The organism is Halothiobacillus sp. (assembly GCF_028710545.1).
In the GTDB taxonomy this organism is placed as follows: domain Bacteria; phylum Pseudomonadota; class Gammaproteobacteria; order Halothiobacillales; family Halothiobacillaceae; genus Halothiobacillus.
In genome coordinates, this window is the sequence record NZ_JAQTTX010000014.1 from 44,557 (window position 1) to 58,058 (window position 13,502).

The 13,502-nt window shown below is 55.7% G+C and carries 16 protein-coding genes; 13 read left to right on the top strand and 3 right to left on the bottom strand.

The genetic code is table 11. The annotated features are described in order from the left end of the window. Positions 1-36: 36 nt before the first annotated feature. Both rho and trxA read right to left on the bottom strand, forming a co-directional pair. A complete protein-coding gene (rho, locus tag PHD44_RS04340; protein WP_300188406.1) occupies positions 37-1,296 on the bottom strand; it encodes a transcription termination factor Rho in 1,260 nt (419 codons plus the stop codon). Positions 1,297-1,482: 186 nt separating this feature from the next. After that, complete coding sequence (gene trxA, locus PHD44_RS04345) at positions 1,483-1,809, bottom strand: thioredoxin TrxA (RefSeq protein ID WP_300188408.1); 327 nt, start codon at positions 1,807-1,809, stop codon at positions 1,483-1,485. A 154-nt stretch (positions 1,810-1,963) separates the two neighbouring features. On the opposite strand from trxA, the gene PHD44_RS04350 reads away from it, so the two are divergent. After that, a complete protein-coding gene (locus PHD44_RS04350) occupies positions 1,964-2,890 on the top strand; it encodes a hydrogen peroxide-inducible genes activator (protein ID WP_300188410.1) in 927 nt (308 codons plus the stop codon). A gap of 6 nt (positions 2,891-2,896) precedes the next feature. Here the strand turns inward: PHD44_RS04350 and PHD44_RS04355 are convergent, their stop codons facing one another. Next, complete coding sequence (locus tag PHD44_RS04355; protein ID WP_300188440.1) at positions 2,897-3,154, bottom strand: cold-shock protein; 258 nt, start codon at positions 3,152-3,154, stop codon at positions 2,897-2,899. 735 nt (positions 3,155-3,889) lie between these two features. Between PHD44_RS04355 and mnmG the strand changes: the two genes are divergently transcribed. From mnmG to PHD44_RS04415, 12 genes are all read left to right on the top strand, one after another. Beyond that, entirely contained in the window at positions 3,890-5,770 is a 1,881-nt protein-coding gene (gene mnmG, locus PHD44_RS04360; RefSeq protein WP_300188412.1) for a tRNA uridine-5-carboxymethylaminomethyl(34) synthesis enzyme MnmG, read from the top strand. Further along, positions 5,767-6,432, top strand: a complete 666-nt coding sequence (gene rsmG, locus PHD44_RS04365) for a 16S rRNA (guanine(527)-N(7))-methyltransferase RsmG (RefSeq protein WP_300188414.1) — start codon at positions 5,767-5,769, stop codon at positions 6,430-6,432. Before mnmG ends, rsmG begins: the two co-directional genes overlap by 4 nt. Continuing rightward, complete coding sequence (locus PHD44_RS04370) at positions 6,429-7,208, top strand: AAA family ATPase (protein ID WP_300188416.1); 780 nt, start codon at positions 6,429-6,431, stop codon at positions 7,206-7,208. The genes rsmG and PHD44_RS04370 overlap by 4 nt, the downstream gene beginning before the upstream one ends. 37 nt (positions 7,209-7,245) lie before the next feature. Continuing rightward, entirely contained in the window at positions 7,246-8,106 is an 861-nt protein-coding gene (locus PHD44_RS04375) for a ParB/RepB/Spo0J family partition protein (protein WP_300188418.1), read from the top strand. A gap of 424 nt (positions 8,107-8,530) precedes the next feature. After that, the gene (locus tag PHD44_RS04380; RefSeq protein WP_300188420.1) at positions 8,531-8,797 is read left to right on the top strand and encodes an AtpZ/AtpI family protein; all 267 of its coding nucleotides are present in this window, start codon (positions 8,531-8,533) and stop codon (positions 8,795-8,797) included. After that, on the top strand, positions 8,790-9,188 hold the full coding sequence (locus PHD44_RS04385; protein WP_300188422.1) for an ATP synthase subunit I: 399 nt from the start codon (positions 8,790-8,792) through the stop codon (positions 9,186-9,188). The genes PHD44_RS04380 and PHD44_RS04385 overlap by 8 nt, the downstream gene beginning before the upstream one ends. 36 nt (positions 9,189-9,224) lie before the next feature. Continuing rightward, a complete protein-coding gene (atpB, locus tag PHD44_RS04390; protein WP_300188424.1) occupies positions 9,225-10,043 on the top strand; it encodes a F0F1 ATP synthase subunit A in 819 nt (272 codons plus the stop codon). 49 nt (positions 10,044-10,092) lie between these two features. Beyond that, positions 10,093-10,380, top strand: a complete 288-nt coding sequence (gene atpE / locus PHD44_RS04395; RefSeq protein ID WP_300188426.1) for a F0F1 ATP synthase subunit C — start codon at positions 10,093-10,095, stop codon at positions 10,378-10,380. Positions 10,381-10,471: 91 nt separating this feature from the next. Beyond that, positions 10,472-10,942, top strand: a complete 471-nt coding sequence (locus PHD44_RS04400) for a F0F1 ATP synthase subunit B (protein ID WP_300188428.1) — start codon at positions 10,472-10,474, stop codon at positions 10,940-10,942. 18 nt (positions 10,943-10,960) lie between these two features. Further along, positions 10,961-11,497, top strand: a complete 537-nt coding sequence (locus PHD44_RS04405) for a F0F1 ATP synthase subunit delta (protein ID WP_300188430.1) — start codon at positions 10,961-10,963, stop codon at positions 11,495-11,497. Positions 11,498-11,506: 9 nt separating this feature from the next. Beyond that, entirely contained in the window at positions 11,507-13,045 is a 1,539-nt protein-coding gene (gene atpA / locus PHD44_RS04410; protein ID WP_300188432.1) for a F0F1 ATP synthase subunit alpha, read from the top strand. A 15-nt stretch (positions 13,046-13,060) separates the two neighbouring features. Next, positions 13,061-13,502 (top strand): F0F1 ATP synthase subunit gamma (locus PHD44_RS04415; RefSeq protein ID WP_300188434.1); only part of this gene is annotated, 442 nt, incomplete at its 3' end.

The window sequence follows — 13,502 nt, forward strand, 5'->3', positions numbered from 1 at the left end:
CCCGCGCATGGCGGGGTTTTATGCTGCTGGCGGGGATTAGCCGCGCCGCATGGAATCGTAGAACTCGTTGTTGGTCTTCGTTTTCAGGAGTTTGTCCAGCAGGAACTCCATGGATTCAAGCTCGCTCATCGGGTGCAGGAACTTGCGCAGAATCCACATCTTCTGGAGTTCTTCCGCATCCGTCAGCAACTCTTCGCGGCGGGTGCCCGAACGGTTGATGTTGATGGCAGGATAAACGCGCTTCTCGGCAATCCGGCGATCGAGGTGCAGCTCCATGTTGCCGGTGCCCTTGAATTCTTCGTAGATGACTTCATCCATCTTCGAGCCGGTATCGATCAGCGCGGTGGCCAGAATGGTGAGCGAGCCGCCTTCTTCGATATTACGGGCCGCACCGAAAAAGCGTTTGGGGCGATGCAGGGCGTTGGCATCCACACCGCCGGTGAGCACTTTGCCCGATGAAGGGACAACGGTGTTGTAGGCGCGCGCCAGACGGGTGATGGAGTCGAGCAGGATGACCACATCGCGCTTGTGCTCGACCAGTCGCTTGGCCTTTTCGATGACCATCTCCGCAACCTGCACATGGCGGGTGGCAGGCTCGTCGAAGGTGGACGCCACGACTTCGCCGCGCACGGTGCGCTGCATTTCGGTGACTTCTTCCGGGCGCTCGTCGATCAGCAGTACGATCAGATCGCACTCGGGATGATTGGCGCTGATGCTCTGGGCAATGTTCTGCAGCAGCATCGTTTTACCGGCCTTGGGTGGCGCCACAATCAAGCCGCGCTGACCTTTACCGACCGGCGATACGATATCGATGATGCGTGCGGTCAGATCTTCGGTCGAACCGTTACCGCGCTCCATCCGCATCCGCTGGTTGGCATGCAGGGGCGTCAGGTTTTCGAACAGCACCTTGCCCTTGGCCATATTCGGTGGTTCAAAGTTGATGGTGTCGATCTTGAGCAGGGCGAAATACCGCTCGCCGTCTTTCGGTGACCGTACGGTACCGGCAATGGTGTCGCCGGTTTGCAGGTTGAATCGCCGAATTTGCGAGGGTGAGACATACACGTCCGCAGGCCCGGCCAGATAGGAGCTATCGGCCCCACGCAGGAATCCGAAGCCATCGGGCAGAATTTCGAGTACCCCATCGCCGAAGATGGATTCGCCCGTCTTGGCGTGGGCTTTGAGCAATGCAAAGATCACGTCGTGTTTACGGGTGCGGGCAATGTTTTCAATGCCCATGGATTCTGCCATGGCCAGAAGATCGGCAACGGGTTTTGCTTTGAGTTCGGTGAGATTCATCGGTTTGGATTGATTCAGCTATGAATTTAAGCTTGGGAAAGCTTGAGTGAGGGAAGGGTCTTGTTTGGCGGAACCGCCGACGGAACGCGAAAATGATCGCAACTTGGAAATTTATTGCCCGATTTTGGCACAGTTCCGACCCGATGCCAACAGGCAGAGCCGAAACCAGGCCGAATCACTTAAGGCTTACAGTGCGCCGTCAATGAAAGCAGTGAGCTGTGATTTGGATACGGCGCCGACTTTGGTGCCTTCCACCTTGCCGTTTTTGAACAGCATCAGTGTCGGGATGCCCCGAATGGCATGCTGACGAGGTGTTTCCGGATTTTCATCGATATTGAGTTTGGCAACCTTGATCTTGCCTTCGTATTGCTCCGCTACCTCATCGAGGATCGGGGCGATCATCCGGCATGGGCCGCACCATTCTGCCCAGTAATCCACCAGCACCGGCAGGTCGCTTTTCAGGACTTCTTGGTCAAAATTACTGTCGTTAACATAGGCGATTTTGTCGCTCACGGTGATACTCCTTGGTGTCAATGATTGCCCACGAATATAGATCATGGATGCGCCATGGACGATAATTGTTCATGGGGTGAAGTTGCTTTGCAAGTTTTAACTGCAATTTTCTTCCGATGTTTTTCGTCATTTTCCCACATTTGAGATAGCGCACATGACCCTAACCGAACTGAGATACGTGGTGGCCGTGGCGCGCGAACGCCATTTTGGCCGGGCTGCGGCGGCGTGTTTTGTGAGTCAGCCCACCTTGAGCGTCGGCGTAAAGCGCATTGAGGAAGCGTTGGCTGTACAGATTTTCGAGCGCGCAAGTCGCACGGAATTACGCATTACTTCGCGCGGCGAAGCCATCATCGAGCAGGCCACGCGAATACTCCAGGAGGTTGAGCAGCTCCAGGCGATTGCCGATGCCGCCAAGGATCCACTGGTCGGCACCTTTAGAATCGGACTGATTTACACGATCGGGCCGTATCTGTTGCCTTCATTGATTCCGGCGTTGCATAAACGTGCACCGCGCATGCCGATCGAGATCGTCGAAGGGTTTACCCATGATCTTGTCTATCAATTGCAACAGGGGGCGCTGGATGCCGTGGTGTTGTCGTTGCCTTTCCTGGCATCGAAGCTGGATGTGCGCCCGGTGTACCGTGAACCGTTCACCGTGGCGGTGCCAAGTGATCATCCTTTGTCCTCGGCACTCAAAGTTTCGGCAGAAACTCTGGCAGAGCAGGATCTGTTGCTGCTGGGGCAGGGGCACTGTTTCCGGGAACAGGTGTTAAGCATGTGCCCGGAATGCGCGCAGACACCCAATACCGGTCGTTTGCAGAAAACACTGGAGGGCGGCTCCCTGGAAACCATGCGTATGATGGTCGCTTCCGGTGCAGGAATTACCGTCCTGCCGTGTTCATCCAATATCTCACAAGGCGGAAATGCGGGTGATTTGATCCGCTACCTCGAGTTCACCGAGCCCGTGCCTTATCGGGACGTGGCTGTGGCCAGCCGCAACCGTTTTGCACGCAGCGCGGCGGTGGATTTGCTCTGCGAAATGATCCGGGCGCATATTCCGGCCTGCTGCACTGCTATTTGACGTATCTCAATCCAGAACCACGACCTGTTCGGCTTGAGGCCCTTTGCGACCTTGACCGATGTGGTATTCGACTTTCTGGCCTTCGACGAGTCGCAGGGTCGAGCCGTCACCGACCGCGCGGAAATGGACGAACAGATCTTCGCCGTTTTCGCGCACGATAAAGCCGAAGCCCTTGTCGGTGTTGAACCATTTGACGTGCCCGACTTCGCGAACGGGCGCCGCTTCGGCGGATTTTTCGTTGCCGGAAACGGATTTGCGCGGCAGCAGACCGCTCAAAAGAATAACGATGAAGATAATGGCGGCGGTTGCGACAAAACGCAGCAGATTGGATTCAATGAGTTGGGCGGATTGGATTTGGGTGATGGCGAGGGCCGTGATTAAAGCCGCGCCGAGGGCGACAAGCGTAGAAAAAATTCGAGATTCGGTCAGTGTGTTCATTCTTTCCTGTATGTTTGAAGTGATTGATGGTGTTTTGCTATTCGTACGAATCAGGCGTAAACCCGCAGGTTCGGCGGGGTAGTTCATTCAGGCGAGGGCGTCGGTTGACGGTTTGCCGAAGGACCGATCATTTTGCACGAAAGTGGGTGCTCATTAAAGAGCCCGGCCAAAGTGGTTCAGTAGCTATGGGGCTTGCCGAAAAGGTCTGCCCGAAGGTTGGTCGTATGATTTAGGGAAGCGCTGATTTATTCAGTGCGTCCCGCTTGGGGCAGGATGCCCCAACACGAACAAAGACGTAAGTCTTTGATTCGTGAGCGCCATTGCGGGCGTGTACCGCGATGAGCGCGCTGATTTATTCCAAGGATGGAATAAATCAGCATTTACTTAGGGTGATGGCGCATCTGTGTCGGCGGCCTCTATCAGGCTGTTTTTTCACAATTATTTTTTTGAATTATGGAGTTTTGCTCGATTTTGGCCCCGCTTGCGCGTAAAATTCGGCCAGTCCGATTCGACTGGTCGGCAAGCAATGTTTGATTCCTGCTCGTTTTTCCGGAGAGCTTCGTGCGATATCCCGACGTTTTTGATGTGATTGTTGTTGGTGGCGGCCATGCCGGGACCGAGGCCGCGCTGGCGGCTGCCCGCATGGGCGCGAATACGCTGCTCGTCAGCCACAATATCGAAACGCTCGGGCAAATGAGCTGCAATCCGGCCATCGGCGGTATCGGCAAGGGCCATCTGGTGCGGGAAATCGACGCCTTGGGCGGCGCGATGGCGTTGGCGGCTGACCGGGGCGGGATTCAGTTCCGCACCCTCAATGCCCGCAAAGGCCCCGCCGTTCGCGCCACCCGCGCGCAGGCAGACCGCATCCTCTACAAGGCAGCCATCCGGCAGATGCTCGAAAACCAACCGAATCTCATGCTGTTCCAGCAGGCAGTCGATGACCTGCTGCTCGAAGGCGACCGGGTCACGGGTATTCGAACTCAGGCCGGTATCGAATTCACCGGCAAGACGGTCGTTTTGACGGCGGGCACCTTCTTGGCCGGGCAGATTCATATCGGCATGAACAATTATCAGGGCGGGCGCGCGGGTGATCCTCCGGCTCAGCGGCTGGCCGATCGCCTGCGCGAGCTGTCTCTGGGTGTCGGTCGGCTCAAGACCGGTACGCCGCCGCGCATCGACATCCGTTCGATTGATTTGTCTGTCATGCAGGTCCAGCCAGGCGATACGCCGGAGCCGGTATTCTCCTTCATGGGATCGGTCAAGGATCATCCACAGCAGGTCGATTGTTACATCACCCATACCAACGAGCGGACGCACGAAATCATTCGCGGTGGCCTGGATCGCTCCCCCATGTTCACGGGTGTGATCGAAGGGGTGGGGCCGCGTTACTGCCCATCTATCGAGGATAAAATCCACCGTTTTGCCGATAAGGACTCCCATCAGGTGTTCGTCGAGCCGGAAGGACTGACCACGAACGAAATCTATCCGAACGGGATTTCAACCAGCCTGCCGTTTGATATTCAGCTGGCCTATGTGCGCTCGATCCGAGGTTTCGAGCGTGCGGTCATCACCCGCCCCGGTTATGCCATCGAGTACGATTTTTTCGACCCGCGCGGCCTGAAGCCCACGCTGGAAACCCGCGCTATCGAGGGGCTGTTCTTTGCCGGGCAGATCAATGGCACGACCGGTTACGAAGAAGCCGGTGCCCAGGGTTTGATGGCTGGCGCCAATGCAGCGGCACAGGTGTTAGGGCGTGATCCGTTGACACTTCGCCGTGACGAGGCCTATGCCGGTGTGATGATCGACGATCTGATCACGCAAGGTACGCTTGAGCCCTACCGCATGTTCACCAGTCGGGCCGAATATCGCCTGATGTTGCGCGAAGACAATGCCGATCAACGTTTGACGCCGATCGGCCATGCGCTGGGTCTGGTGGATGAGGCGCGCTGGCGTGCGTTCAACGAAAAAATGGAAGCCATCGCGCGCGAGCAGGCGCGACTCGGTGCGCTCTGGGTTCATCCCGATCACCCCGATGTGTCCCTTTTGCCCGGTGTGATCAGTCGTGGCGTCAATGCGCTGGATCTGTTGCGTCGTCCGGAAATGGATTACCAGCAGTTGGCCCAGGTGCCCAGCCTGGCTCCGGAATCACCCCTGCCCGCTGCCGTGACCGAGCAGATTGAAATCGAAGCAAAATATGCAGGTTACGTCGATCGTCAGAAAGACGAGGTCAGCCGTTCCGTGAAGCAGGAAACGCAGGTTTTGCCGGACGATCTCGACTACAGCCAGATCTATGGACTTTCCAACGAAGTGCGCAGCAAGCTTGAAGCGCAGCGGCCGAGCACTTTGGGTCAGGCGGGACGCATTCCCGGCGTCACGCCGGCGGCCATCTCTTTGTTGCAGGTTCATCTCAAGCGTCGAAGCCTGCTGGCGGCATCGGCTTGATTGCATTGTCGTCTGATAACGAGATGGTCATGCGCTATGCCGGGCAAATCGAGCAGGGCGTGCAAACGATGGGGCAGGAGATAGCCCCTCGCAGTGCGCAGCGTATTTCGGCCTATATTCATTTGCTGGCTAAGTGGAATCGAACCTACAACCTGACGGCCGTGCGCAATCTTGAGGACATGCGCGTGCGTCATGTGCTGGATGCGTTGGCCGTGCGCCCTTGGGTGAAGTCGGCGGGGCGTTTGGTCGATGTCGGCAGCGGCCCCGGCATTCCGGGTATCCTGTTGGCGCTGGCCGATGAAACGCTAGGCGTGACACTTATCGATTCCAACCTGAAAATGACCCGATTCGCTGAAGCGGCCGTGCGCGAACTGGCGATCGAAAATGTGACCGTGCTGCGTTCACGGGTCGAAGAAGTGCCCGCTTCATCGTTCGATCAGGCCATATCGCGAGCGTTTGCATCCACGGCAGATTTTCTGCGCCTGACCGACCATCTCGTGCGCCCTGGAGGCGAGTGGCTTGCGATGAAAGGGCGTCTTGATGAGCGCGAGCAGCAAGCCGTTGCGGATGGTTTCATCTGTCGGGAAACCATCCCGCTGTCTGTTCCCGCACTGGATGCGGCGCGTCATTTACTGATCTATCAACGAGAGGCGCAATTATGAGCTGGACGCTCGCCATCACCAATCAAAAAGGCGGTGTGGGCAAGACCACCACCGCGGTCAATCTGGCGGCCGCACTGCAATCCATCGGGCGGCGCGTGCTCATGATCGACCTGGACCCGCAAGGCAACGCCACCGTCAGCGCAGGGCAGGATAAATCCGGTCTTGCGCTAACCATGGCCGATGTTTTGCTGGATGAAGCATCCATCTCTGATGTCATTATCAGAAGCGAGCCCGCGGGATTTGATCTATTGTCGGCCAATATCGAGCTGGCGGGTGCCGAATTCCAGCTCGTCAGCCGGATCGGGCGCGAAATGAAGCTCCGGCGTGCATTGGCGCCCCTGCTGACAAACTACGATTTCGTGCTGATCGACTGCCCGCCCGCCCTCAACACCCTGACGATCAATGCCCTTGTGGCCTCCGACGATGTGCTCATTCCGGTTCAGTGCGAATACTTTGCGCTGGAGGGCCTAAGTTCGCTGCTGGAAACGATCGAGCAGGTGCGAATGGCCTTGCAGCCTGCCTTGGGCGTGGCAGGTGTGCTCCGTACTTTGTATGACGCCCGCAATCTGTTGGCGCAGCAGGTTTCCGAACAGTTGCAGGCCCATTTTGGTGATCAGTTGTTTCGCACGCTCATTCCGCGCAATGTGCGTCTGGCTGAGGCGCCCAGCCATGGCCTGCCCGCCTTGTATTATGACCGCGGCTCGGCAGGCGCCCAGGCGTACACCGATTTAGCGCATGAATTGGTCGAGCGCGCCGAACAACGCGCCGGGCAATAGTCTCAATATCAACGGATTCGAGAATGGATAGCATCAGATGACAGTCAAAAAGAAAGGATTGGGCAGAGGGCTGGACGCTTTGCTGCGTTCGAGTGAAGCAAAGGACGATCCCGGCGCGCAACTGCGCGACGTTTCGCTTGAGTTGATACACCCCAGTCCGTTTCAGCCGCGCAAGCATTTTGATGAAGATGCGTTGCGCAGTCTCGCCGATTCGATCCGGGCGCAAGGGCTTATTGCGCCCGTGGTGCTGCGTCGTCGTTCGGGCGAATATGAACTGATCGCCGGCGAACGTCGTTGGCGTGCCGCGCAATTGGCCGGATTGCAGCAAATCCCCGCCATTGTTCGGGATATCGACGACCATCAGGCGGCCGCACTCGCCCTGATAGAAAATCTTCAGCGCGAAGATCTCGATCCCATCGAACAGGCCGAAGCCATGCGGCGACTGATCAAGGAATTTGAGATGACGCACCAGCAGGTCGCCGATATTCTCGGTATTTCGCGTCCGGTCGTGTCCAATGCCCTGCGCCTGCTCGATCTGGCCGAACCGGTGCGGCAACTCCTGCAGAACAAGCAACTGGACGCCGGGCACGCCAGGGCATTGGCCGGGTTGCCGATGGCGCAACAGCCGATGCTCGCAGAAAAAATCGTGGCCAAGGCACTGACGGTTCGTCAGGTCGAAGGCATGGTGCGAAAATTGAACGAGTCGGCCTTGAATCCACCCGAGCCAATCCCTGCCGATCCGGATACGGCATTATTGCTGCGCCAGATTTCAGATGCGCTGGGTGTGCAGGTCGATCTGGTGCAGAATGCGCGCGGCGGCGGTCGGCTCAAACTTCGTTTCGACCAGCCCGGGCAATTGGATCGCATTCTTAACCGCCTCCTGCAAGAGCAGGGTTGATGGCGAGGTGAATTTTAGGGAGGCTCTGATTTATTCAGTGCTTCCCGCTTGGGGCAGGATGCCCTAACACGAACAAAGACGTAAGTCTTTGATTCGTGGGAGCCATCGCGGGCGTGTACCGCGATGAGCGAGCTGATTTGTTCCATGGATGGAATAAATCAGCATTTACTTAGTGAAGCTCTGAATAATTACATCCTGTAATTTTCAGAGGGCGAAAATCAAAAAATGTGATTTTTGATTTCTTCATGAACGATCATTTGTGTGCTTGTTCGTGGCAGCACACCCTTGTGCCGCACGGAATCTCTGATTTAATCAGAGGTTCCTTAGCCTTTTTCATTCAGTTAGCCATGCCAACAGTTGTTGGCGCCTGAATATGCCGTTAAACTAGCCGCCGAATTTTGGCCGTCAGAAACAGAGAAGCGTCATGGCCGATCAAAAACAAGGGGCTAAGCCCGAGAGCGCGAAGCAGGAAGGCTATCTTGCCATTCGGCTGCGTGGCCTGATGAATGTTGGTGCCGGTAATGTATTTGCTTCAACCGTCATCGCGGGCTTGCTGCTCGGCTTTCTTGTGGATCGCTGGCTCGACATAGCGCCCATTGCCATGTTGCTCGGCGGCCTTTTGGGTTTTATTGGCGGTATGCGCAATGCGCATCGGCTCATGCAGGCAGGTTCACGTGACCGCAATGTCTGATGGCATCGCCCGGCGGGGTCGAGTGGTACTGAGTGCCCAGCTCGTTGTGGGCGCGGTTTCAGCGGGCCTGGCCTTCGTGTATGCGGGGCGTGATTCGTTTTATGGGGTGGTCGGTGGCTCGTTGATTGCCGTAACCCTGATGCTTGTGCTGGGGTATACCATGCGCAAGGCAAGTGAACTGGCGGTTGAATCACCGCAGACCAGCATGAATGTGATGTATGTCGGTGCGGTGGTTCGGTTTGTTCTGGTACTCGTATTATTCGGCATCGCGCTGGGCGGGTTGAAGTTGTCGGCCCTGTATACGGTTGCGGGCTTTGTCATCGTGATGATCGTGGGTGTGTTGGCCTCGCGCGGGCGTGATTCCGGCAGGCCCGTGAGCAAAACGGATTGATACAAATAGATTTAAACTTGGATTGAGGAGACTCGTGTGGCTACAGAAAATACCGGCGGCTCGGTTGAGTATATCCAGCATCACTTGACCAACCTATCGGTGGGTCAAGGTTTCTGGCAACTGAATATCGATACCCTGATCTTCAGTTTCCTGTTAGGTGGTTTGATTCTGTTCGTTGCCATGAAAATTGGCCAGAATCTGCGCACGGAGACGCCCGGCCGCTTTCAGAATGCTGTCGAAGGCATTCTTGAGTTCGTGGATAATCAGGTCAAGGATTCATTCGGTGGCAAGGCGCCTGCACTGATCGCACCACTGGCACTGACCATCCTGATCTGGGTCTGGCTCATGAACTTTATGGACTTGATTCCAATAGACCTGCTGCCAGCCATTGCGCATGGTCTGGGTGTTCCTCATCTGAAAGTGGTTCCCACTACTGACCTGAATACGCCACTGGCCATGGCGCTCGTCGTGTTCATGCTTACGGTTTACTACAACCTGAAAGTGAAAGGTTTTGGCGGTTACATCAAGATGTTTCTGTTCCACCCTTTCGGCAAGTTCTTCATTCCGGTCAACATCATCATGACGCTGATCGAAGAGCTGGCCAAGCCAATCAGTCTGGGTCTGCGACTGTTTGGCAACATGTTCGCCGGCGAGCTGGTATTCATGCTGATTGCCTTGCTGACACTGGGCGCGACGGTTAGCGCCAGTCTGCTGATCTGGTTCCCGCTGCAAGTGGTGCTTGATCTGGCGTGGTTGATCTTCCACATCCTCGTGATATCTTTGCAGGCCTTTATCTTCATGGTGTTGACCATCGTGTATCTGGGCATGGCGCATATTGACGCGGATTCGCACTAATTTTTGTTTTTTGTTTCGTTTTTTAACTGTTCGACTGAGGAGAATGTAAATGACCCCTGATATGCTCGCGACAATTTATGCCTACACAGCAGTAGGCGTTGGTGTGATTCTGGCTGCGGCCGGTTTGGGATCTGCCATTGGCTGGGGCTTGATCTGCTCCAAAACGCTGGAAGGCATCGCACGTCAGCCTGAAATGCGTCCTCAATTGATGACAAACATGTTCATCTTCGCGGGCCTGATGGAATCATTCCCATTCATCATTCTGGCCTTCGCCATGTGGTTCCTGTTCGCCAACCCGTTCGTTGGTGCACTGAAATCTGCGATTGGTGCAATGTAATTCGTCCGGGCCGGATCCACATGGCCGGGGCTTGCCCTGGCCGTTCGGCTGAGGGCCCAACCCATGAAACTGCAACAATCGAGGTTATGCTGTGAACATTAATATCACACTGGTTGCTCAAATTATCGCCTTCGTGGTGCTGGTTTGGCTGGTCAGCAAATACCTCTGGACGCCGCTTTCCGCATTGATGGAAGCGCGTCGCCAGAAGATTGCCGACGGTCTTTCCGCCTCCGAGCGTGGCAAGCATGAGCTCAAGCTCGCGCAAGAGCGTTCGGCCGAAATGCTGCGCGAAACGAAGGAAAAAGCGAACGATATCGTGGCTCAAGCCAATTCGCGCGCCAATCAGATTCTTGAAGATGCCCGTGTCAATGCGAAAGCAGAAGCAGAGCGCATCGTGGCTCAGGCATCGGCTGAGATCGATCGCGAAGTAAATCGCGCCAAAGAGGCCCTGCGTACTCAGGTATCTGCAATTGCAGTTACCGGTGCCGAACGCATTCTGAAGCGTGAAGTGACAAACAAGGATCACGAAGCGGCTCTGGCTGATCTGATTGCGCACATTTAAGGATATAGAGGTAATCGTATGTCCGAAAATATCCAAGTGGCACAATCCTACGCCAAGGCCATTCATGAGCTTTGCTCGACACCCGCTGTAGCGGATGTCTGGTCCAAAAATCTCGCGTTCCTGGCGCAAGTCGTTCAGAACCCGGATATGGATCGGTTTCTTGCGGACATTTCCCGTCCTTCCGAAGAGCGTACCCGGGGTTTTCTGGCCGTGGTTTCCAGCGAGCTGGATCCGCAGGCCATCAACCTCGTGCGTTTGTTGGGCGAAAATGGTCGGCTGGCGATCCTACCGGAGATCGCAGATCAGTTTGAGCTGCTGCGTGCACAGGCTGAGCAGCGGATGACGGCAACCGTCGTATCTGCTTATCCCCTGACTGAAAGCGAAATCAACAACATTAAATCGGCGCTCAACAAGCGATTGAATCGTACGATTGACCTGATTACCGAAACGGACGACTCGCTGATTGCGGGTGCGATTATTCGTGCGGGTGATTTGGTGATCGACGGTTCCATGCGCGGCGGTATCCAAAAACTTGCCACTCAATTGAGCCGCTAAGGAGATCATATGATCAATCCCTCTGAAATTAGTAGTCTGATCAAGCAACGCATTGAGAATTTTGATCAAAGTGCGGATGCGCAAACCGTAGGTACCATCGTTTCTGTCAGCGACGGTATTCTGCGAATTCACGGCCTTAACGACGTGATGCTCGGTGAAATGGTCGAGTTGCCGGGCGGCGGCTTTGCCGTTGCGATGAACCTTGAGCGCGATTCTGTTGGCGCCATCGTTCTGGGTGGTTACGACCACCTGCGTGAAGGCGATCAAGTCAAATGCACCCAACGCATTCTCGAAGTGCCGGTAGGTAAAGAACTGCTGGGCCGGGTGGTGAACACACTGGGTCAACCCATCGATGGCAAAGGCGATATCAACGCGAAGATGACTGCGCCCATAGAGAAAATCGCACCGGGCGTTATCGAGCGTCAAAGCGTTGACCAGCCGCTGCTGACCGGTATCAAGGCGTTGGACGCCATGGTTCCAATCGGTCGCGGCCAGCGTGAGTTGATCATTGGCGACCGCCAGACCGGTAAGACTGCCGTGGCGATCGACACCATCATCAACCAGAAAGGCAAGGGTGTCTTCTGCGTTTACGTGGCGATTGGCCAGAAAGCCTCTTCAATTGCGAACGTTGTGCGCAAGCTCGAAGAATACGGCGCGCTGGAATACACCATCGTGGTAGCAGCAACCGCATCTGATCCTGCGGCCATGCAGTATCTGGCAGCCTATGCCGGTTGCACCATGGGCGAATATTTCCGTGATCGCGGTATGGACTCACTGATCGTTTATGACGATCTGACCAAGCAAGCCTGGGCCTATCGTCAGATTTCCCTGCTGCTGCGTCGTCCACCAGGACGTGAAGCCTATCCGGGTGACGTGTTCTATCTGCACTCCCGTCTGCTGGAGCGCGCATCTCGCGTCAATGCCGACTACGTGGCCGAGTTCACCAAGGGTGAAGTGACTGGACAAACCGGTTCATTGACCGCACTGCCGATCATCGAAACCCAGGGTGGTGACGTTTCCGCGTTCGTACCGACCAACGTGATCTCAATCACTGATGGTCAGATCTTCCTGGAAACCGACCTGTTCAACTCCGGTATTCGTCCTGCAATCAATCCAGGTATTTCTGTATCGCGGGTTGGTGGTGCTGCGCAAACCAAGGCGATCAAGAAGCTGGCCGGTGGTATTCGTACCGACTTGGCGCAGTATCGTGAGTTGGCGGCGTTCTCACAGTTTGCATCCGATCTCGACGAAGTAACCCGCAAGCAGCTCGAACGCGGCAAGCGCGTTACCGAGTTGATGAAGCAGAAGCAGTTCAAACCGTTGTCGGTTACTGAAATGTCTCTGTCTTTGACCGCGGCGAACGAAGGTTACCTGGACGATATCCCGGTCGATAAAATCAATGACTTCGAAACCGCCCTGCACGACTATGCGGCCACCAATGCCAAAGATCTGGCCGAGAAAATTGGGGATATCGGTAATTTCAGTGATGAAATTGCGGCTCAATTGAAGCAAGTGATCGAAACCTTCAAGGCGAAGGGCGTTTATTAATCAGGGGGCGATGTCATGGCCGTAGGCAAAGAGATTCGCACCAAGATCAAGAGCGTGCAGAACACGCGCAAGATCACCAAGGCGATGGAAATGGTCGCCGCATCCAAAATGCGGCGCGCTCAGGAAGCGATGGAAGCAACCCGGCCTTATGCCGAGAAGTTTCTTGAAGTGGTGGGTCACATCACCAACGCGCATCCTGAGTACCGCCATCCACTGATGGTCGAGCGCGACGTGAAGCGAGTACTGATGATTGTCGTGACAACCGACCGTGGTCTGTGCGGTGGTCTGAACGTAAACTTGCTTAAACAGGTGCTCCTGAAAATCAACGAATACCAGAGCAATGGTATTGAAGTGGATGTCATTCCGGTTGGCACCAAAGGCCGAGCGTTCTTCAAGCGTTACGGCGGCAATGTGCGCGCTTCGGTTGTGCACATGGGCGACAAACCCAGCTATGCCA